Annotated in this window: 18 protein-coding genes; 9 read left to right on the top strand and 9 right to left on the bottom strand. The window is 47.4% G+C overall.

All coding sequences use genetic code 11. From position 1 onward, the window contains the following. Positions 1-92 precede the first annotated feature (92 nt). The 4 genes from C1N84_RS15915 to fhuE all read left to right on the top strand — a co-directional run bounded on the left by C1N84_RS15915 (position 93) and on the right by fhuE (position 5,162). Positions 93-509 carry a RidA family protein gene (locus C1N84_RS15915; RefSeq protein WP_153012250.1) on the top strand — a complete coding sequence of 139 codons (417 nt, stop codon included), beginning with the start codon at positions 93-95 and terminating at the stop codon, positions 507-509. A 24-nt stretch (positions 510-533) separates the two neighbouring features. Next, positions 534-1,418 (top strand): fumarylacetoacetate hydrolase family protein, encoded by an 885-nt coding sequence (locus C1N84_RS15910; protein ID WP_058959230.1) that lies wholly within the window; start codon positions 534-536, stop codon positions 1,416-1,418. Positions 1,419-1,562: 144 nt separating this feature from the next. Next, entirely contained in the window at positions 1,563-2,561 is a 999-nt protein-coding gene (locus C1N84_RS15905; RefSeq protein WP_058959231.1) for a DODA-type extradiol aromatic ring-opening family dioxygenase, read from the top strand. A 492-nt stretch (positions 2,562-3,053) separates the two neighbouring features. Continuing rightward, complete coding sequence (gene fhuE / locus C1N84_RS15900) at positions 3,054-5,162, top strand: ferric-rhodotorulic acid/ferric-coprogen receptor FhuE (protein WP_264441660.1); 2,109 nt, start codon at positions 3,054-3,056, stop codon at positions 5,160-5,162. A gap of 351 nt (positions 5,163-5,513) precedes the next feature. Here fhuE and C1N84_RS15895 read toward each other — a convergent pair whose 3' ends face one another. Continuing rightward, the gene (locus C1N84_RS15895) at positions 5,514-6,290 is read right to left on the bottom strand and encodes an AraC family transcriptional regulator (RefSeq protein WP_058959233.1); all 777 of its coding nucleotides are present in this window, start codon (positions 6,288-6,290) and stop codon (positions 5,514-5,516) included. A 103-nt stretch (positions 6,291-6,393) separates the two neighbouring features. Here C1N84_RS15895 and C1N84_RS15890 point away from each other — a divergent pair, with 103 nt between their 5' ends. Beyond that, on the top strand, positions 6,394-7,584 hold the full coding sequence (locus C1N84_RS15890; RefSeq protein ID WP_058959234.1) for an MFS transporter: 1,191 nt from the start codon (positions 6,394-6,396) through the stop codon (positions 7,582-7,584). A gap of 155 nt (positions 7,585-7,739) precedes the next feature. Here C1N84_RS15890 and C1N84_RS15885 read toward each other — a convergent pair whose 3' ends face one another. The 4 genes from C1N84_RS15885 to C1N84_RS15870 form a co-directional block, all read right to left on the bottom strand. Then, a complete protein-coding gene (locus C1N84_RS15885) occupies positions 7,740-8,945 on the bottom strand; it encodes an MFS transporter (protein WP_394541668.1) in 1,206 nt (401 codons plus the stop codon). A 4-nt stretch (positions 8,946-8,949) separates the two neighbouring features. Next, positions 8,950-9,978: an alcohol dehydrogenase catalytic domain-containing protein gene (locus C1N84_RS15880; RefSeq protein ID WP_264441658.1), complete on the bottom strand. Its 1,029-nt coding sequence runs from the start codon at positions 9,976-9,978 to the stop codon at positions 8,950-8,952. A 141-nt stretch (positions 9,979-10,119) separates the two neighbouring features. After that, positions 10,120-10,602 (bottom strand): OsmC family protein, encoded by a 483-nt coding sequence (locus tag C1N84_RS15875; RefSeq protein WP_058959237.1) that lies wholly within the window; start codon positions 10,600-10,602, stop codon positions 10,120-10,122. Between the two features lie 45 nt (positions 10,603-10,647). Then, positions 10,648-11,424, bottom strand: a complete 777-nt coding sequence (locus C1N84_RS15870) for an SDR family NAD(P)-dependent oxidoreductase (RefSeq protein WP_058959238.1) — start codon at positions 11,422-11,424, stop codon at positions 10,648-10,650. Positions 11,425-11,600: 176 nt separating this feature from the next. On the opposite strand from C1N84_RS15870, the gene C1N84_RS15865 reads away from it, so the two are divergent. The 4 genes from C1N84_RS15865 to C1N84_RS15850 all read left to right on the top strand — a co-directional run bounded on the left by C1N84_RS15865 (position 11,601) and on the right by C1N84_RS15850 (position 14,915). Further along, positions 11,601-12,515 (top strand): LysR substrate-binding domain-containing protein, encoded by a 915-nt coding sequence (locus C1N84_RS15865; RefSeq protein WP_058959239.1) that lies wholly within the window; start codon positions 11,601-11,603, stop codon positions 12,513-12,515. A 239-nt stretch (positions 12,516-12,754) separates the two neighbouring features. Further along, positions 12,755-13,099 (top strand): carboxymuconolactone decarboxylase family protein, encoded by a 345-nt coding sequence (locus C1N84_RS15860; protein WP_058959240.1) that lies wholly within the window; start codon positions 12,755-12,757, stop codon positions 13,097-13,099. A gap of 41 nt (positions 13,100-13,140) precedes the next feature. After that, positions 13,141-13,824 (top strand): cupin domain-containing protein, encoded by a 684-nt coding sequence (locus tag C1N84_RS15855; RefSeq protein ID WP_082678093.1) that lies wholly within the window; start codon positions 13,141-13,143, stop codon positions 13,822-13,824. Further along, positions 13,821-14,915, top strand: coding sequence for a flavin monoamine oxidase family protein (locus tag C1N84_RS15850; RefSeq protein ID WP_058959241.1), 1,095 nt, complete (start codon positions 13,821-13,823; stop codon positions 14,913-14,915). The genes C1N84_RS15855 and C1N84_RS15850 overlap by 4 nt, the downstream gene beginning before the upstream one ends. Before the next feature lie 423 nt (positions 14,916-15,338). On the opposite strand, the gene C1N84_RS15845 is transcribed toward C1N84_RS15850, so the two are convergent. The 4 genes from C1N84_RS15845 to C1N84_RS15830 form a co-directional block, all read right to left on the bottom strand. Further along, the gene (locus tag C1N84_RS15845; RefSeq protein WP_058959242.1) at positions 15,339-16,343 is read right to left on the bottom strand and encodes a tyrosine-type recombinase/integrase; all 1,005 of its coding nucleotides are present in this window, start codon (positions 16,341-16,343) and stop codon (positions 15,339-15,341) included. 76 nt (positions 16,344-16,419) lie between these two features. Next, complete coding sequence (locus C1N84_RS15840) at positions 16,420-17,904, bottom strand: TraI domain-containing protein (protein WP_058959243.1); 1,485 nt, start codon at positions 17,902-17,904, stop codon at positions 16,420-16,422. Positions 17,905-18,035: 131 nt separating this feature from the next. Further along, positions 18,036-19,019, bottom strand: a complete 984-nt coding sequence (locus C1N84_RS15835; RefSeq protein ID WP_058959244.1) for an ArdC family protein — start codon at positions 19,017-19,019, stop codon at positions 18,036-18,038. 224 nt (positions 19,020-19,243) lie between these two features. Then, complete coding sequence (locus tag C1N84_RS15830) at positions 19,244-19,603, bottom strand: hypothetical protein (protein WP_264441657.1); 360 nt, start codon at positions 19,601-19,603, stop codon at positions 19,244-19,246. Between the last annotated feature and the right edge of the window lie 180 nt (positions 19,604-19,783).

Raw genomic sequence — 19,783 nt, 5'->3', positions numbered from 1 at the left:
GTGCAATTGAATCTTACAGGATATTACCCTGAGGGAGTTCTGTTGCCCATTTTTGAGTTGTTAATTAAACCCTAGAAATGAAGGATTATATTGTGACTGATAAAGTTGAATATCTTAACCCTGAAAACATCAGCCCCGCACAGGGATTATATTCCAGTCTGACGAAAGTCCGTGCAGGCGATCTCTATTTTATTTCCGGACAGCTGTCCGTTGGCTTGGACGGAAGCGTGGTTGGAAAAGGCGATTTTGACGCGCAATTTGATCAGGTCTTCAAAAACCTGAGTGATGTACTTAAAGCAGTAGGATGTGATTTTAATGATATCGCTAAATTTACAACGTATTTGGTTGCTTCTCAGCATATTGAAAAGTTTATGTTGAAACGAAAAGAACTCTTTCCTAAAGTCTTTGCAACCTCTGATTATGCACCAAATACTTTATTGGTAGTGGACCGCTTGGTAAAAGAAGATTTTCTGCTTGAAGTCGAAGCGATAGCGCGTGCTCGTGATTAAAATGTTTTTATTAAAAGGTGATGTATGAAACTGTTGACTTATATTCTGTCAGGTGAAAAAAAGATTGGCCTTATCAATAAAAGCGGAAAAATTGTAGACATATCAGGCATTGTCAAAACCAATGATATGAATGTGCTCATCGAGCGATATTCAGAGCTGAAGGTAGAACTTGAGCTTTGTAGTGAAAGAAATCATTCGGCAGACATTAACCTGAGCGATGTTACGTTGCTTGCGCCCATTCCCGAAACCCGCCGTAATATTTTCTGTGTCGGGAAAAATTATTATGCCCATGCAGAAGAGTTTGGTAACAGCGGTTACGACTCAAGCGCTGCAGCTGGAAATGTGCCATCGCATCCGATTATCTTTACCAAACCGTCTACCTCGATCAGCGGACCCGGTGACAGTATTGATAGTACTCTGGATCCTTACAACACTATTGATTACGAAGCGGAACTGGCAGTAGTCCTGGGTAAGAAAGGGCGTGTGAAAGAGTCAGATGATCCAATGTCATATGTCTTTGGCTATACGCTGGTGAATGATTTAACTTCACGTCACTTGCAAAAACAGCACAGCCAATGGATTCTTGGCAAAGGTATTGATGGCTTCTGTCCAATGGGCCCTGTGATTATAACAGCGGATGAATTCGGGCATCCTTCTGAGCAAAAGATTGTTTGCACAGTTAACGGTGAAAAACGCCAGGAAGCTTCTATTTCCGACTTAATTTTCAACATTCCTGAGTTGATTAAAACAATTGGGCAAAACATTACTTTATTACCTGGTGATGTCATTGCCACTGGAACACCTGCCGGTGTTGGCTTGGGTTTCAATCCGCCTAAATATTTATCGAAGGGTGATGAAGTCACTGTGTCGATGAGGGAAATTGGTGAGCTGACTAATACGATAGTCTAGTTGGTAATAATTTCTGATTAGATTAAGTCTCTTAGGGTTGTTTTTCTTAATTTAATAATGAGCCTTTTCCGCTTAATGTGGAAAAGGGCTCTTTCCGACGTTCATTTCCGATAGCGGAAAACACTAAATTATTGAGGTAACAAAATGGCTAAGATTGTTAGTGCTATCAGCATGTCCCATGTACCAGGTGCTCTAGGCTGGGCAGATGCTCCATCTGTTGAACAACGCCAAAGACTCGCAGATATTCATGGCCGCTTAAAAAAATGCATCGATGATACTAAACCTAATCTCATCATCGCCTTTCTTGATGACCATTTCGAAAACAACTTCCGTAATTTAATGCCAACGTTGGCTGTGCCAATTAGTGATGCCAACATTGGTCCAGCCGAATATATGATGGAAGCTTTAAAGTTTGATAAGCAGCATAGTATTGCCAGTAACGCAGAAATAGCAACGACACTGCTCGAAAAGCTTATCCATGGCGGTTTTGAAGCAACACGGATGGGTGCCATTGAGTATGGTAACAATCTCATGATGCCACTTCATTTTATTAATCCTGAGTTCAATATTCCCGTCGTACCAGTCTATATCAATGTGTTCTCACCTCCGCTGATGCCTTATTCACGTGCTTATGACCTGGGCCTTAAAGTCCGTGAGATAGTTGACTCGCTGCCAGATGACTACCATGTTCATTTCCTGGCAACAGGTGGATTGTCGCACTGGCCGCCAGTTTGGACTGAAGGCGCACCGGAAGATGACGAACTGCTGCAACGCATGAAAGTCTATCAAACCATCGGTAAAGAAGCCCTGGTCAACGATCCTTCTCTTTATACTGATTTTGCGCAGTATGAAATCGATATGATGAGCAAAATGGAATGGCCACTCGGCAAAAGTCACCCACTTGTCAATGAAGAGTGGGACCGGGAAATGCTTGAGCGTTTTGAAGCTGGTGATGTTGAATACATGCGTGCTTTGACCTACGCAGAGGTGGAAGAACGCGGTGGTCATGGAGGACACGAAGCACTCAATTGGGTTGCACTAATGGGAGCAATGAAAGGCGCGCGACCAGATTATGTGGCGTATGAATCCGTGCCTGAATGGATCACCGGAATGAGCTACCTATCTTATCCGGGACAGAGTTAATTGAATGGGTGCAGCGCGTTATTTCTACTATGACGCTCTGCACCATACGTCTGAAATCATTAATCACTAATGAGGAAGATGAAGTACCAAATTAAGCTGTACGATGAATGCACGTGCGACGTCCTTCACTTCAATTACCTATTTGTCGGGTACAAGTGTGCCCCAAAAAACAACACCTCTTGCATGAACCTTCAGTCATTTCTCAGCTTCAGGCTGCTGATTTGTCGCGTTATCGATATAGTTTGTCGATAACGCGACATCAGGAATCGCTTCCAATCAATAGATTATGGGAATGATTATCATTTGTTTTTAAGCAAAAAGTGTGCTCCAGAGCGCACCTGAAATTTAATTGAGAATGAATAAATATTTATATTGCAGCCATGCAAAAACTAAATATTAATTAAATTATATGTAGGTGATGCTTTAGTTAAATATCACATTTAAGAATGTGCAAAATATTTATGCTTGCTATAAATCAAAAGGAATTTAGCGTTGAGAAGAATAATAGCTATAAATTGTAATTTAATCAAAGCCTCGTGTGTATTAAGCCTGATTTCATTTGGCTCCTATACTTATGCGGAAAATAGTAACGATACTTTAACTGTTACTGGAGAATCTTCGGGAAACTACACGGTTGACAAGTCTACGGCCGCAACAAAACTGGATTTATCCATTAAAGAAACGCCACAATCAGTTTCAATTATAACACCTGCACGTATACAAGATCAGAACATGCAATCAATTGGTGATGCCCTTAAAAATACGACAGGAATATCTGAAAGCAGTTATGATTCTGAACGTTATACTTACTGGTCGCGTGGATATCGTATTGATAATCTTTCCTATGATGGATTGCCTACTACAACAGGCTCAATAAGTTCATATCTCGATACAAATATGGACCTATCCATTTATGATCGTGTGGAAGTTGTCAGAGGAGCAAATGGCTTGCTTACAGGCACGGGAAACCCTTCCGCAACTGTGAATATGGTAAGAAAACATGCTGTAAGCAGAGAGTTTACTGGCTCAGTAAGTGCAGGTGTCGGATCATGGAATCAATATCGCACTACCTTAGATGTCAGCACTCCATTATCTGAAGATGGCGATATTCGGGGGCGTTTCATCACAACCCTCCAGGATGCAGACTCACAATTAGATAGATACAGTAAAAAAAATCAGCTTTTTTACGGTGTGATCGATGCCAATTTGGGTACGAATACTGTACTGAGTATCGGATATGATTATCAGAAATCTAAGCCAAGTGCCTCGACATGGGGAGGATGGTCCTACCTTGATTCTGCCGGGAATCGTATAAGTTGGCCTCGATCATTTAACACCGCCCCTAACTGGACGCATTGGACAGCTACCAATAATCGCGTTTTTATTACTCTTGATCACTTTTTAGATAATGGATGGGAATTCAAGGTAAACAGCTCTTACTCAGAAACTAAAGCGGATGAGAAACTCGCGTCGTTTAGTGATTCGCCCGATGCTTCAACAGGAAACGTAACTTATACTTCAGCCAAATATCTCTCTTCTCGTAGAGTTTATTCTGCTGATGCATATGCTAAGGGCCCGTTTGAGCTTTTTGGCAGAGAGCACGAATTAGTTATTGGGACTAGCGCTAGTCGTCAAAGAAATCACTCATACGGAACCGATAGAAAAAAATTCACTGTTGAAAATATCTATTCATTTATTGGTGATGTCGCTGAGCCTGATTGGGGACCCTACAACGATGAGGGTACTGAGAGTATTTATCAGCGCAGCCTGTATGCAACAAGCAGATTAAACCTTACGGATCAGGCCAAGCTTATTTTAGGTGGACGTTTCACTGACTGGAGAACAACGGGCTCTGATAGTACTACGCAAAGTAAGGTAACACCTTACGCGGGCATCGTTTATGATATCAACGATTATTATTCGCTATATACCAGCTATTCTGGAATTTTTAGCCCTCAGACATATCGTAATCAAGATGGCTCATATTTGAAGCCGTTGGATGGCAAAAACTATGAAGCAGGAGTTAAAGCGTCAACGCTGGACGATAAATTCACTTCATCATTCACCATATTCCGCACTGAACAATCTAACATTGCCGTTGCTGATGGTTCGAATTATGTGAATAACTCTTCTGATCAGGCTTATGTTGCATCTAATAAAGCCATTAGCAAAGGATTCGAAATTGAGACTAACGGTACCCTGATGCCAGGATGGGATGTTAGTTTAGGTTTTACACGTTACGTCATGGACACCGCCGACAACAGCAGCATCAATACGCAGTTACCTCGCACAACGGTTAAAGCTTTTACCTCGTTTAAACCGGTTATCTTTAACAACCGACTTAGCGTAGGTGGTGGTCTGAGATGGCAGAACAGAACTTATACTGACATCAGCTACAACGATGAAGATGTCCGCATTAACCAGGGGTCATACTCATTAGTAGATTTATACGCTCGTTACGACATTAGCGATGCACTAACTGCGCAAGTTAATATTGCCAATTTGTTTGATAAACAATATTACAGCGTCCTGGGTTTTTATGATCAGGGAGCGTATGGTACAGGAAGGTCGATCTTTGCATCTCTGACTTATAAGTTTTAAATATATAATAAATATCACCCACAAGCATTTTTGCGGGTGATATTGAATTTTTTTGTGTTAATTAAAGACAGAAGGTAAATTTGTTAATGGTATTATACCTTCATCGGCAGCATCAGTCAGCATAGTTACTTTTCGTCGAGCCAACGAAAATACATGAATGCAGTCACCCAATGGCTTATAGTATTTAGTGTAAGGTTTATTGGCTCATTCTCATTAGACGCTCTTCTCATCTATTTTGGTTAGCAGACGATGCTCATAGGCTCATTCATCCGAGTGTCATTTTTGCTATTAACGCTCGTAAAATCGCGTGATGGTATGAGGGTGTTTTATAACAGACGAGGATAAAATCGTTCATTGAAAGTATTTACCTGGCGACTTTCCTGTGAATTTCTTAAACATAGTGATAAATGCATTAACCGAATCATAACCTAATTGGCCAGCTACATTTTGGACCGACTCTCCTGAGGCAAGTTGTCTCAATGCAATTACCAGATGAAGTTGCTGGCGCCATTTACCAAATGTCAGGCCTGTTTCCTTTACTATTAACCTTGCAAGTGTTCTGTGGCTCATTGCAAGCGTGCTACTCCAAGCAGAAAGCGTGCGACGGTCATCGGGATTATCCGCGAGGGTTTTTAACATTTTATACAGCCTTGGATCATCAGAAATGGGCAGGCAAAAATTCTCCTGAGGCATTGTAGCGAGTTCTTCCAGAAGAATTGAAGCTTTGCGATAAGTTAAGCTATTTTCTGAATATTCTGAGAATTGATCTGTAATATCTAAAATAAGTTCACGCACAAGTGGGGAAATTGCAATTGTGCAGCATTTATCGGGCAAAGTTGATGATTCTGGCCTGATGTATAACATGCATAATTTAGCTTCAGAAGTCGTGCTTATACTGTGAGGAGTATTGGAGGGGATCCAAACGCCACATTGTGGCGGAACGACCCATAACTCGTGAGCAACTTCACATGACACCGCTCCTTTTAAGGATATGACAAGCTGCCCCTGAGGATGTTTATGTAAAGGAAATCCCTCTTTATCAGAAGCTTGGATTTTCATGCCAGCTACAGGACCGAAAGTCTCCGCTTCATCGAAATTCCATTCCAGCGGCATAATTGGAGGGATCATGAACAATATTGTCCTTTTTTAGGTATAAGTAGTCATAATATCTATATCCTACGAATATCCAAAAAGCTATCTTTAGTTTTCAAACTTGGAAATGAGACCAATCATGAAAACCAAATTAGATGTCCCGTCAGGCATGGTACATCCTGTATTGCTTACGGCTGTAATCCTTGTAATTGCTACAACATTACGTGCACCTATATTAGGTGTAGGACCTTTGATTCAAACATTACAGTCGGAATTTAATCTCACTACAACAATGGCTGGCTTTTTAACAACGTTACCATTAGTAGCATTAGGGCTGATTGCTCCGTTTGCTGGAAACCTTGCCAGAGTATTTGGATTTGAAAAAACTATATTTTTTGCACTCTTAATCATGGTGTCAGGGATTATTCTTCGCTCTATGGGGCAGGAGTGGCAGCTTTATAGCGGTACGTTACTTATAGGCGTTAGCATTGCCGTTGGTAACGTTCTGCTCCCTGGGATGGTAAAGCGCGATTTTTCAGATAAAGTTGCCAGTATAACGGGTAAGTATGGGGTGGCGATCGGGGTTTCTGCTGCTGTGACTTCAGCAACTGCAATACCTTTAATGAACAGATTCGGGTGGCAAGTAGCTCTGGCGTGCACATTAATTTTTCCTGTTCTGGGCTTAGCACTGCTGTATAGCAGACTGAATAAATCTGGTAAGCAGGCTGGCGCCGTGGCTACGCCGATGAAGAAAGGAAAAAGCGTTTGGAGTTCATGGCTGGCCTGGCAGGTCACTATATTTATGTCCCTCAACTCAATAATATTTTACGCAATTGTGACCTGGCTCCCCTCCGTTTTAACCGATGCGGGAAATTCTAAAGAAACTGCAGGATCAATCCATGGTTTCATGCAGTGCGCTTCGATAGTGCCGGGTCTGATACTGGGATCAATAGTTGCCATAAGAAAAGATCAGAAATTTATTACAGCTGTATTATGCCTCTTCCAGTGCGTAGCGCTGCTTGGATTCGCTTTAATTCCTGATCTTTCTTATGCATGGGCATTTATGTTTGGTATGGGGAGTGGGGGAGCTCTTATACTGTCCCTGATGTTTATCGGACTGAGAAGTACCAACCCTCAGCAGGCTGCTTCACTGTCTGGCATGGCCCAATGTGTCAACTTTTTAATTGGTGCTTTCGGCCCTGCTGTTGCGGGCAGAATACATACATTAACCGGGAACTGGTCAGAAGTCCTGTATATTGGGGTGCTTCTTTCTGTAATTATGATTATTTTTGGTGTCTGTGCAGGAAGAAATTTAAAAATACAATCCTGATTAATTAATCATCTTACTGGGGAAGCTTCTTGCCTCCTTTAATGTGGGTAAAATGAACAAGAGACAAGTATGCCCAAAGTCATGCTTCTGGACTTTGGGCTTTAGATACCTTTTACATCAACATAACTTGCTTCCAGGCAGCAGATAAAACTGCCTCAGAAGCTGGATTTATTCTGCCGTTTTGCCCGCAACTCGTTAACAATAGCTAAAAATGCTAGCCCGATGGGAATTAAGGATCCCCACAGCACGGCGTTCCAGCCGTAAAGACTGAGCAGAGCACCTGAAGAAAATGATCCAACGATCATCACCCCAAACACCACAAAATCGTTCAGGGACTGGACCTGGGTTTTCTCATCGGGACTGTGATATTCAATGATCTTCGCCGATGCGCCGGTGAAGCCAAAATTCCAGCCCAGACCCAGCAGAATCAGCGAAAGCCAGTAGTGGAAAATATCGGTTCCACCGAGACCGGCCAGGACTGAGCTTGCAGTAATAAGCAGACCCGCAGCGGCGACACGCATGGCGCCAAAGCGGTTGATTAATTTGCCGGTGAAAAAACCCGGACCGTACATGGCAATAACATGCCACTGGATGCCGAGATTGGACGCCTGCTGAGAAATGCCGTGCATATGCATCGAGAGTGGTGCTGCCGTCATCAGGAAGTTCATCACCATATAGGTTACCGCACCGCTGAACACTGTTCTGGCAAATCCAGGCTGACGAACAATTTCGCGTAAAGGCCGTCCACCCGTTTTTATCGCACCGACCGGTTCCGCAGTTTTGACGCCTTTGAGTATGAATGCCGAAATGACGGCTACGATAGCCTGAGCGAGAAATGTGATGGCGAAGGTATGAGGCGACCAGAGGTGCATCGTTCCTGAAACCAGCATAGGACCAACCACACCAGCAATTACTCCGCCCCCCATAACCAGCGACAGAGCCCGGGCGCGGCGTTCGGGCGTGACGCCATCCGTAGCGGCAAAACGAAAGCTGAGCGCAACGGCTGCATATGCACCACCCAAAAATGCAGCAATGCAAAATAACAGGAATGAGCCAACGACGACGGCGAGGGCAGCAGCCAGGCCGGTAATAACGCCCGCTCCGGTGCCGACCATGAATGCGGCCTTACGATCCTTCTTTCGCGCCAGTGCGCCTAATGGCAGGATGCAGGCCGCCATTCCTATAACAAACATGGTGATGGGCAACGTTGCCAGCGCGCCGCTGGGAGCAATAGTGTTGCCGACAATGGCGCCCGTGGCGTAGAAGACCACCGAGTTAGCGCCAGCGAGAGCCTGAGCGGCCGATAGACGAATAATATTATTTTTCTGCTCTGCTACAGGCAGGAAATGTTCTGCGGACATGTGATTAATTATCCTGATTCATGGTGAGTACTATCCGGTAGCGGACCTGACCCATCCTGAGTCTGTTGAGAGCCTCGTTTGCACGCTCAAAGGTCAGCGGTTCTGTAACGGGTAAAGCCTGAAAGAGGTGGCTGAACTGCAGTGCGCGCTCAGTCTGCACTGGTGTGCTGACGAAGGATCCTGTCAGGGTACGTTCAGCGCCGATCATCATACCAGGCGTGATCTGCAGCGGCGTTTGTCCGGTACCCAGCAGTATCGCTTTTCCCCTTGGGGCCAGGGCGGACAGGAGGGTTGAAACCGTATCTGAAGCCGGTGCCGTTGCCACAATAAAATCCACACCCCCGTTGTTTTTCAGGCGCTCTGGTGCGTTTTCCTCGAGTGCATCAATGTAGTGATGCGCACCCAGCTCAAAGGCCGCTCGCTCTTTTTCACTCCCCCGCGCAATCACAGTCACCTCCAAACCCATTTTACAGGCGTACTGAACGGCCATGTGGCCAAGCCCCCCCATTCCGAGAACCACCACCCGGTCGCCTGCCATGGCGCCAGAATTACGCAGCGCGTTGAAAGTAGCGGTACCGGCGCAAAGGATGGGTGCGGCATGCACGGAAGAGAGCGCTGAGGGTATGGCTATCAGCGCGGTATGGCGCATGACAACGTACTCTGCGTAGCCGCCATCGCAGCTGAGACCCGGCGTCAGTTGGTTTTCACAGAGATGAAACAGTCCGCTGCGGCAGGGCCTGCAGTGCTGACAGTACCCGCCCAGTCGCCCGATTCCTACCCGCTGACCGGTTTGCCAGATATCGGGCACGCTGTCCCCCTTCCGGGCAATAAATCCGACGATTTCATGACCCGGTATACGGCCCGGCTGGCCCTCCTGCGGCGCTTTTTCCGCGTCCCGGAGATCGGCACCGCATACTCCGCACGCTTCAATCCTGATGAGCACCTCATCCGGACCGGGAGCGGGTATCGGCCGCTCTGTCATTTCCAGCACTCCGGGAGCAACGATCTGCATAGCGCGATATTTTTTGTTCATTAATTGCACCGTTAATAATGGGGATTATCAGATGGCGAGGACGACAAGAAAACGAGACACGCCTGTTACAGGCGACAACGGTTGCAACGGGTTCCACTGTCTCTTTATCACCAGACAGATGTGCAGAACGCTCCAGCCGCGTCAGCACTGTACTAAGTCACCTTCGATCAGCATATTCTGGGCCAGTAACCACCGGTTCAGGGAAGCGTTAATCACTCGCTGATGAATCCCTTCAAGCTGATGTACCGTGCCGTCACCGCTTACGTGGATGACATACTTAAGCCTGCCGGAAGCATCCTCCGCAGCTCTGCCGCCGAATGCCGGTATACTCTTCGGAAGGTGCCCGTCAGTGTGTATTGCAAGATGGGTAAGGACGAAACCCTCAGCTCTGGCTTCCTGAATAAAAGAAGCCATCATGCAGGCATTAAACGCAGCAAGGATTAGCTCCTGAGGGTCAGGAGCCAGCCCTTCGCCACCCAGCGAAACCGGTTCATCGGAATCGATAACGTGACTTTGCAGTGCAGGCGGATCGTTGTCTGAGGAAAGGCACTGGCAGAGCGTCCGGCTGGCCATGCCCCCCTGCCAGGTGGAGACAAGGTCATAATGCGCAGTCTGGATTTGCATAATTACTCCAGTGCCGCACGCGGGTAAGCGCGTGCGGCATGGTCATCAGGCGTTACGGCCAGCCATCACGCCGCCATCGATATCCCAGATAGCACCGGTGACCCAGCCAGTTTTGTCAGAAAGCAGGAAGGCAACGGTTTCAGCGATATCGACCTGCGTACCCACGCGACCGATCGGGTGGAAGCTGTCAAAGCTATTCATCACATTCTTCACATCGTCTTTTGGAATGAAGCCTTCGTAAATTGGTGTGTGTACGACGGCCGGAGAAACCGCATTAACACGAATGCCGTTTCCGCCGAGCTCAATGGCCAGGTTTTTAGTCAACGCGTGCAGACCGGCTTTAGCCATCGAATATGCAGCAGAAGGAGTAGCACCAATAGCCTGCTGGGCCCACATTGAACCGATATTGACGATTGAACCTTTGATACCGCCCTCGACCATATTGCGTACCACGTCGCGGGTAATGAAGAAGGTCGCGCGGTTAATGTCCATATACATGTCGTAGTCGGACATCTCATTGTCGACGAAAGGTTTAGGGAAGAACACACCGGCTGCATTCACCAGCAGGCTGATATCTTTATGTTCAGCATTGATAGTATTAACAACGTGCTGCATACCTTCTTCTTTCATCAGGTCGGCAACGATGATGGAGACCTGACCATCCGCAGCCAGCGCCTGGCGGGCCTGCTCGGCTTTGTCCTGACGATTGCCAACCAGCACAACGCTTCCACCGTTTTTCAGAACCAGCTTCGCCGTTTCGAAGCCCATACCGCTTGTACCGCCGACCACTAACAGTTTTTTACCAGCAAAAGATGCGTTCATCGCTAACCTCTTTGAATTCATATGGTTGTCATTAATGAAAAGGCGTGCTCCTCATCGTGTGAAATCAGAATGCCACCCGGGCGTATGATTGACGACTGAGAAGAAATTGCGACTCAGGAAAGAAAATCTTTCTCGCTGGCGTATACTGAGGAAAATTATGAATCAGGATGCCCATAATGCGATCGCTAAACCGACTTAAATGGCTGCACGCTTTTGAAGCCACCGCCAGGCACGGCAGCTTTACCGGCGCGGCACAGGAGCTGGGCGTTACGCCCGCTGCAGTTGGCCAGCTGGTACGCTCGCTGGAAGACTGGGTAGGGCACCCGCTTCTTCACCGCACCCGCTCAGGAAAAGAGCGGCTGACGCTGGTTGACGAAGCGCAGGAGGCGCTACAGGACATCACGCAGGGACTCGACAAACTTGAAACCGGACTAAACAAGCTTCGCGGTCGCCGGTCGCGCTCGGTGGTGGTGGTGACGGCATCTCAGGTACTGGTGATGAACTGGCTGATGGATCGCCTGAACCGATTTTCAGAAGCTAACGAAAGTATCGATCTGCGGCTTAACGTCACCGAAAAACTGATGGACGTATCACACGGGGAAGCGGATATCGGTATTCGCTGCGGTCAGGGCGACTGGCCAGGCGTGAATAAAACCTGGCTGATGGATGAAGAAGCCGTGCTGGTCTGCAGCCCGCGTCTGTTGCCACCCGGGAAAATGGCCTGCAGTGAATGGCTCGCCACGCAAAAACTTATACACGATGACACGCCGCATCCGGGGGCGGATTTTCCGTCATGGGATGATGTACTGATGGCGGTCGGTGCACACGAAGCGCTGGAAAGCGGGCTGCATATTAATTCCACCTCCGCAGTCATCCTGTCGGCCTTGAGCGGCAGGGGTGTAGCTATTGTCCGGTATGCTCTGGTGAAGAACCTTATCGAAACAGGGCAGCTGGTTCAGCTGCATCCCGACCACCGGTGGCCGCTCAGATGGTCCTATTATCTGGTCACCCCGCAGCAAAAAGTCATGCGTGATGAAGTAAAAGTTTTTCATGACTGGCTTCTTCAGGATGTCGTCTTAGATCGTTCATAAACTGTCCCCCTCAGGCATTACGCCGCCTCGGCAGTCATCCCGGGCGCGTAATGGTTATTTCTCGACAAGCTACGACATAGAATTTCTTCTCTGCTCCGCAAGATTATCTGATTTGTTGATGCTGTCAGGCTTACTGATAATCGCCTTCAACGACAGTGACTACAGGCCGGTTGTTAAAACGGATGTATTTACGACGTCATTTAATTAATGATTCCTGAGACAATAAACCGGAGTTTTGAATGTTCTTAAACTGGAACGAATATCGCAGTGGTCTGCTCGCCACCATTGGAAAATTTGCCAAACTGCAGCCTGAGTTTATGAAAGGCTTTCAGCAGATGGATAAGGGTGCATCTGAAAACAAGCACCTTGACTCTAAAACTCATGAGCTTATTGCGCTGGCCGTAGCCGTGACCACCCGCTGTGACGGCTGCCTGGCCGTACACGTGGACGCTGCGGTTAAGCACGGTGCGACGCGTGAAGAGATCGCCGAAGCGCTGGCTGTTGCCATTAACCTGAACACCGGCGCAGCGCTGACGTATACCGCGCGTGCTCTGGATGTGTACGATAACCTGCCAAACAAATAGGCCTGCAGACGGCTCTTTATGGGGCCGTCTAATCACTAACTATGATGTTACTGAATTCTGATTTTTCGCAGCGTGCGATAATTACTCCGGATGATTATCAGTGGGTACCTTCACCCCAGCCCGGCGTTGAACGCATAATGCTTGACCGGATTGGTCATGAGAAGGCGCGCGCAACAAGCCTCGTCAGGTATGCGCCCGGATCCGAATTTCCTGCACACAGCCATCCCGGCGGAGAGGAGATTCTGGTGCTCGAGGGGACTTTTACCGAAAACGGCGTCGATCACCCCGCCGGCTGGTACCTGCGCAGTCCGGACGGTTCGTCTCACCAACCCTCAAGCCGCGACGGCACAACCATTTTCGTCAAGCTGCGTCAGATGTCTGCCGATGAACGCCAGCCGGTCCGGATAAATACGCAGGAGGCTGCTAACTGGCACGGTCAGCCGCAAAGACAAATCTGCTCCTTATTCTCCGGTCCTTCTGAAACCGTTCTGCTCCAGAAGCTTGCTCCGGGCGAGCGAGTCTTCTGGGCGCCGCTTGTTGGTGGTGCAGAACTCCTTCTTCTGAAAGGGCAACTTGGCGCGCCGGAAGGGTGCTATGAGGCAGGAAGCTGGCTGCGGTTTCCACCGGGCGATATGCCTGCTCTGATGGCCACCGCCTCTGGTGCACTTTTTTATCTGAAAACGGGACATCTCAGCCCGATAACCTTTACCGGAGCGACATTTTGAAGCAGAGCGTTGTTATTATTGGTGCGGGTATAAGCGGCCTTTATGCCGCCACGCTTCTTGAAAAAGCGGGCGTGGATTATGTAATACTTGAAGCCCGTGACAGAACGGGCGGCCGCGTGCTGTCAGGCCTGGAACTGGCGGGCACCTCCGCAGGTTTTCCTGTAGATATGGGGGCAGCGTGGTTCTGGCCTGATATTCAGCCGGACTTCGCGCACCTGATTGATCGGCTCAACCTTTCGACAATAGCGCATGGCCGTCCGGGTGACATGCTCTACGAACGCCAGTTGAATATTCCCCCCGAACGCTACCCGGCATGGGAGAGCTCCCCGGCGTCTTTCAGGCTGAAGGGAGGAATGCAGGCGCTGACGGCGGCACTCAAAAATCAGATCCCGGTTGAGAAGATTAAAACCGGCCATCAGGTGGTGGCTGTTTCCCGGTCCGGTAAGGAAGTGCAGGTCCATACCCGGTCAGAAGGCAGTAATAAAGCCGTGTTTTACGGTGAGCATGTTTTCCTCGCTTTGCCTCCTGCCCTGGCAGCTGAAATAGATTTCAAACCGGCGATGCCGGAACGACTGCTTTCAAACTGGCGGAAAACCCCGACATGGATGGCTCCCCATGCGAAATATGTCGCTGTATATAAAACAGACTTTTTGCATGCACGACAGCTTTCAGGGAATGCAGGGAGCCGCGTGGGGCCAATGGTTGAGATCCACGACGTATCCGAGCCAGATTCGGGTAAAATAGTGCTTTTTGGTTTTATTGGCGTACCGGCAAAATCGAGGCGGACCGTCACTGAAGCTGTGCTCAAAGGACTCTGCCGGGAGCAACTTGTGCGTTTATTTGGCCAGGATGCGGCAGAGCCTGAGGCTGAGTATATAAAAGACTGGTCGGCCGATCCGTTTACTGCAACGGAATTTGATCTCCTGCAGGAAGCCGGGCACGCAGTGCCTGAGCAACTGCCCGCCAGGGGAGAATGGACTGGCGAGATAACGGGTATTGCCAGTGAATGGTCGCCGCAGTTCTCAGGCTATCTGGCAGGCGCAATTGACTCTGCATCAAAGGGCGTTCAGCGCTGGCTACAACAGAATTAAGCCCGTCAAATGGTTTGTAGCCTTTCGAGCCGGAGTGGTAGGTTAAAAAGCGTCATTTTGGTACAGCGGGTATACGTACATCACTATAAAGTGATGATGTGTGTATTGTTCACGTTGGGAGGATTAATAACTTATGAACGTCTACCACTTAATTTTCATATACAGATTAGTAAATTGAAGTGTACTTCAAAATGGTAAATCCGCTCTGATAATGTAATAAAATGGGAGTTGGCGTTGATTTAATTGGGTTTTCGTCGAGAGCGGAATGAAATTACGAAGTAGCCAACAATACCATCCCAGGCAATGCAGTAGTATTCACGAACGATTTTTTGAGTTCAAAATGGACGACTCAGGCTATTAGTTTAATTTTTTAATCCAAAGATAAATAGGCGCATTACTTATTGTATAATGCGCCTAAAGTTTTTATCTGATTGAATGCTTGTCTAAATATAAACCCAATTCAGACTCCAGCGTTCTACATGTCACGTCCAAATTAATATCGATATATCCCATCGTCGTGGTAATACTCCTATGCCCTAACAATCCTTTAACCATCTGTAAATTTCGATCAGGTGATTTCATAAGCTCAGTCGCTAATGTATGCCTGAAACGATGGGGAGAAACAGCAAAGCCACACTCTTTAGATAATCGTCGAAAAAATGATTTTACCGGCTGTAGTGTGGCAACCGGCGGTAGATTTTCTCTATCTTTCTCAGTACCTAAGAACCTATTAACATCAAAAATAGCGCTAATTGATTCGGCACCATTTTCAATTGCCCGCTTAATCAGTAGTTGCAGCTGAGGTTTTAATGGACCAACAATTGGAACACGCCACTCTCTGTGCGTTTTACTGCCGTCGAGGCGCAGCTCGATCCAGTTCTCTTCAAGATTAATATCCATCAACCTCACATGCATCAATTGATTTATGCGCATGCCGGTATAGCGCAAAGTGTCCAAAACTGTGGTCCAGAACCATGCCGGATGCAATGCACAGCGCTTCATCTCAGCTATTGAAAGATCAGTGTCTAAATCAACATGCTGCTGCATTAGAAGATAGACACGGGTCAGCTGCGTTTTAGATAATGTTTTTTTACGCTTGTTATCAGCCCGGACTAAAACCTCATTAAACGGGTTTTCAGTCTGAGGGATGAGGTTCGCTTTCATGGCATAATTAATGATGGCACGCATGTGAGCTACTTTGTTATTCCAGGTGACGGCAGATGAACCTTCCACATTAATAACATGCCGTCGCCATTCCTGAACATCGCGCCGAGTTATCTCACTGAGCGTTCTATCAAGCCCATAATATTTCCTAAAACCATTGACTACTTTTCGGTAACTCCACTCCGTATGGGGGCGAAGAAATTTTACGAAAAAATATTCATCCAACAACGAATCCCAGCTTGTATCGCTATCAACCTGACTCATAACCTTTCCTTCGATCAGCAATTAAAATACCACCCTTTGGGCAGCAGCTCTCCTCCATACACCTTCCAGAAAAGCGTCAGGGAACCACGAGGAACTGACTATCATCCGGCACATCAGAACTACGGATGATCATCGTGGATTTGACCAGATAGCCTTTCACACGTTTATAAGGGCCGTTACGGTCGGCACTGTTGTAGAGAGTGGCAAACGTAAAACGCTTGCCGTTGTTACGCCGATGTCGGTTAAGTCTTTCAAACCCTGCCTGAACGTTTTCACGTTCATCAGCAGACTGACCGGTTTGCTTCAGATATCGATAAAATATGCCCGGTACAAGCAGGAAAACAAAACCAGCGACCAGTTGCACGCGTGAATCTGCTTCATTGCACGCTATCGTTCCTTTTTCGAGACCCTCAACCAGCCAGGACCAAAACGCCTCGCCAATCTGTTTCTTAGAAATCTGTGAGGTGTTCTCAGGTGTGACGGGGATCGATTCTGGATCACGCCGCTGCGTTAGGTAAACTTTGTTGACGTATTTTTCATCACTTTCAGAAGATCCGTAGGCTTGGTTTTGTGCATTATCAGAATTATTCGCACTAACTTGACTACCATTCTGGATGTAAAACTTATCTATATCAGAACCATGATCGATATTTTCAGAGCTGTAGCGGCTATTTTCTATTTCAGCAGTAGCTAAATAGCCACTTTCAATAACATAACCCTGATTAATGTATTCGTCATGAGTAGTGTCGCTATACCATTCCACGGGGATTTCTGCGGGTTGATCGTTAACTTTTTCCGCATATGAATCTGACCCATTTTCCTGAACTATTTCTACGGAATGTAATTCACGTGGCACTGAATTCAGTTGCGCTTTATTCAGTAATAAATGGACCTGCTTTTCTGCGGAATTAATTCCGGCCAGTTCAAGAAACAGGCAATCTCTCACATTGGGCAGTTTTTCCATCCAATTTATCGCGCTTTTAGGCAACATTGAGGCAGCAAATGCCAGCCGGATAATGTTGTCTTTTGTTGGTAATTCGGGTTGCGGGTTCACTTTGAAGCGATATTGCATACCCGGCGCGTTCGATAGTGGATACCAGATTTGGCCATCTTCCAGTTCAGCTTCAATGCAAAGTAACTCGGGAACGTGCCGGTAAAGAGCCAGCCAAAATACGACGCAGTTCCAATGGCTGGACTGCGCGGCCTGATCTTCAGGTGCAGCACTGGCAGGAAACACCATGCCTTTCGATAACTGCAGCGTGGTAACGATTAGCTGCAGAGTGAGATCCAGTAATCCACCTTCGATATTCCAGTCCGCGATACGCACTGCAGGCAAATTTTGATAACGCTCGGCCAAAGTTTGAAGCGGTTGCAGGCAAAATTCGTCATAGGCGGATTTGGTCAGCAACGAGTTCTGCCAGATTTTTTTCAGCAGAGCCTGGCGCGATGGCGTGCCCAGCAGCAGCTGATGGTTTTGCGGTGTGAAGTAGCCTTGTCGTTTAACCGGCAACGATGGCTGAAAGGTGCTGCGTCTGAATCTATTTTGTAGTTTTGGGAACATGTTTCACCTCCAGATCGGAGGCACTATCGTTCCAGACTGCAAGTAATCACAGCTTAAAATCATTTTTGGAAAATGCGATTTAATTGCCGCTCAAAAAAAAGAAACCATCCTCAGAAGAGGATGGTTTGGTTTCAGGCTGCGTCTTCTTCAACTTGTTCGCCAAGCGGCTGAAGCAAATATTCCGATGCCTCACGAGCCTGACGACAAGCGCGGAACAGCGCTTTCTTGTCCGACTTCAATATCTTCAACCAGTGATCGATATAGCTGTCGTGCTGCACTTCGCCATACACACCAAGCTGCGCGCAGAGAAAAGCACTGCCCAATTCAGCAATCAGCTCCTCAAACGCATAGATGGGATCGCCAAACTTTCGCGTTGTCGAAGTAATGCCTTCCCGGTTCAGGCGCTTATGATGGCCGCTTGAATGCACCAGTTCATGCAGCAGAGTTGACCAGTAATCTGCGCTGGTAAAGAACTGCGACATTTTCGGCAAAACAATTCGGTCAGCTGCAGAGTTGTAATACGCGCGGTTCTGCTCAAGTGAAGTGATCTTAACGCCAGTTGCATTTAGGATTTCAATCATTTGCCCATGTGTATCGGCATCTAACTCGTCATCTTCCTGGTAGTCGAGTGCGACGGTTGGTACTGAAAAGGACTTGGGCAAATCATCACACTGCTGCACATTGAATAGCTGAATGCTACGCAACATGATGCGTTGTTCCATCACGGTTTCACCTTGTGCGTTTACACGCTTCTGGCCAGTTTTGTCTGTAGATTCGACTTCAAACGGCTTGAAGAAAACTGCGATGGTCGATTTCTCACCTTTGCGAACATGGCCGCCAAGTGCCTGAGCCTGCTTCCAAGTTAGCCAGCGGTTGGACTGAAAGCCTTGCTCCTCAGCCGACAGCCACAGCAGCATGATGTTCACGCCATTGTAGTGTCGCCGTGTCGCAGCGTTGGATGGTATAGGTGATTCTGCTGATCTCTTGCTGTCTCGCCAGGGTTTGCGCCAGGGCAAAACACCGCGTTCAATTGAAGCGACGATTCTGTCAGTCACCTGCTGGTATAGATCAACGTGATTGGTTTGGGATTTACGGGGTTTGCGTTTGGTAGGCATAAGATACTCCTCGAAAGGCGCATCTCTTCCCCTGATGGCGAAGAAATACGCCACAGGGTGGTTGGTGAAATGAAGACGAAATTATTCGTCTTGTTGTGCGATGGATTCAGGGATTGGCCACTTACCGCCTAAGTTGAGCGTTAGCCAAACCTGAACGTTGGCCCATTCATCCATCGTGCCATCTGAGTTTATGTCGTAGCATCCCGGACAGAAGCGGTGTGCTATCAGCAACGTTGCTTTGACCAAGAAATCGTATGGTCTGCATGGTTTCCAAAGGAACGTGGTTTTACAGAAACCGCAGCCCGATGAATGCTGGCCGAGGTGAAAAGTTTCATATGACGAGTCCAGGCGCTCTTCACCGTTGAACGTAATCGCCGGTTGGCCATCGAGTCCTTCAACGAGCAGTTCACTAGGTTTAAGTAACGGATATTTGCCGTCAGCAGTGCAAATGACCATTGGGTTAAAAAACCGGGTACGTAGCGGTTTTGAGCAAGCAAAAAGACGTTGGCGACCATAGTGGTCAACAGCAGCCATTGATCGTTGGGTACAGACTTCACTTGGTGATATGAGTGAACATAGCCCATGAATAAATCCTCCAGATTGTTTGTATGGGGGATTTATCCGCTAACGGGATAAAATCCCCGTCAGGGTGGGTAATGCGAGCCTTGCGGCGATGTGATGAGAGAACCTTTACCATCGTGGATGGCACCCGCTCTAAAGGTGTGCGAGTATTGGGACCACCTTTTGGCGCTTCTTTCAGGTCC

It is taken from the genome of Pantoea sp. SGAir0418, from assembly GCF_043529865.1.
This window is presented reverse-complemented; position numbering and strand designations above follow the sequence as displayed.

Coding starts and splice junctions, on each gene's coding strand:
- C1N84_RS15910 (WP_058959230.1), top strand. CDS start 534: ATGAAACTGTTGACTTATATTCTGTCAGGTGAAAAAAAGATTGGCCTT.
- C1N84_RS15905 (WP_058959231.1), top strand. CDS start 1,563: ATGGCTAAGATTGTTAGTGCTATCAGCATGTCCCATGTACCAGGTGCT.
- C1N84_RS15895 (WP_058959233.1), bottom strand. CDS start 6,290: ATGATCCCTCCAATTATGCCGCTGGAATGGAATTTCGATGAAGCGGAG.
- C1N84_RS15890 (WP_058959234.1), top strand. CDS start 6,394: ATGAAAACCAAATTAGATGTCCCGTCAGGCATGGTACATCCTGTATTG.
- C1N84_RS15885 (WP_394541668.1), bottom strand. CDS start 8,945: ATGTCCGCAGAACATTTCCTGCCTGTAGCAGAGCAGAAAAATAATATT.
- C1N84_RS15880 (WP_264441658.1), bottom strand. CDS start 9,978: ATGAACAAAAAATATCGCGCTATGCAGATCGTTGCTCCCGGAGTGCTG.
- C1N84_RS15875 (WP_058959237.1), bottom strand. CDS start 10,602: ATGCAAATCCAGACTGCGCATTATGACCTTGTCTCCACCTGGCAGGGG.
- C1N84_RS15870 (WP_058959238.1), bottom strand. CDS start 11,424: ATGAACGCATCTTTTGCTGGTAAAAAACTGTTAGTGGTCGGCGGTACA.
- C1N84_RS15865 (WP_058959239.1), top strand. CDS start 11,601: ATGCGATCGCTAAACCGACTTAAATGGCTGCACGCTTTTGAAGCCACC.
- C1N84_RS15860 (WP_058959240.1), top strand. CDS start 12,755: ATGTTCTTAAACTGGAACGAATATCGCAGTGGTCTGCTCGCCACCATT.
- C1N84_RS15855 (WP_082678093.1), top strand. CDS start 13,141: ATGATGTTACTGAATTCTGATTTTTCGCAGCGTGCGATAATTACTCCG.
- C1N84_RS15845 (WP_058959242.1), bottom strand. CDS start 16,343: ATGAGTCAGGTTGATAGCGATACAAGCTGGGATTCGTTGTTGGATGAA.
- C1N84_RS15840 (WP_058959243.1), bottom strand. CDS start 17,904: ATGTTCCCAAAACTACAAAATAGATTCAGACGCAGCACCTTTCAGCCA.
- C1N84_RS15835 (WP_058959244.1), bottom strand. CDS start 19,019: ATGCCTACCAAACGCAAACCCCGTAAATCCCAAACCAATCACGTTGAT.
- C1N84_RS15830 (WP_264441657.1), bottom strand. CDS start 19,603: ATGGGCTATGTTCACTCATATCACCAAGTGAAGTCTGTACCCAACGAT.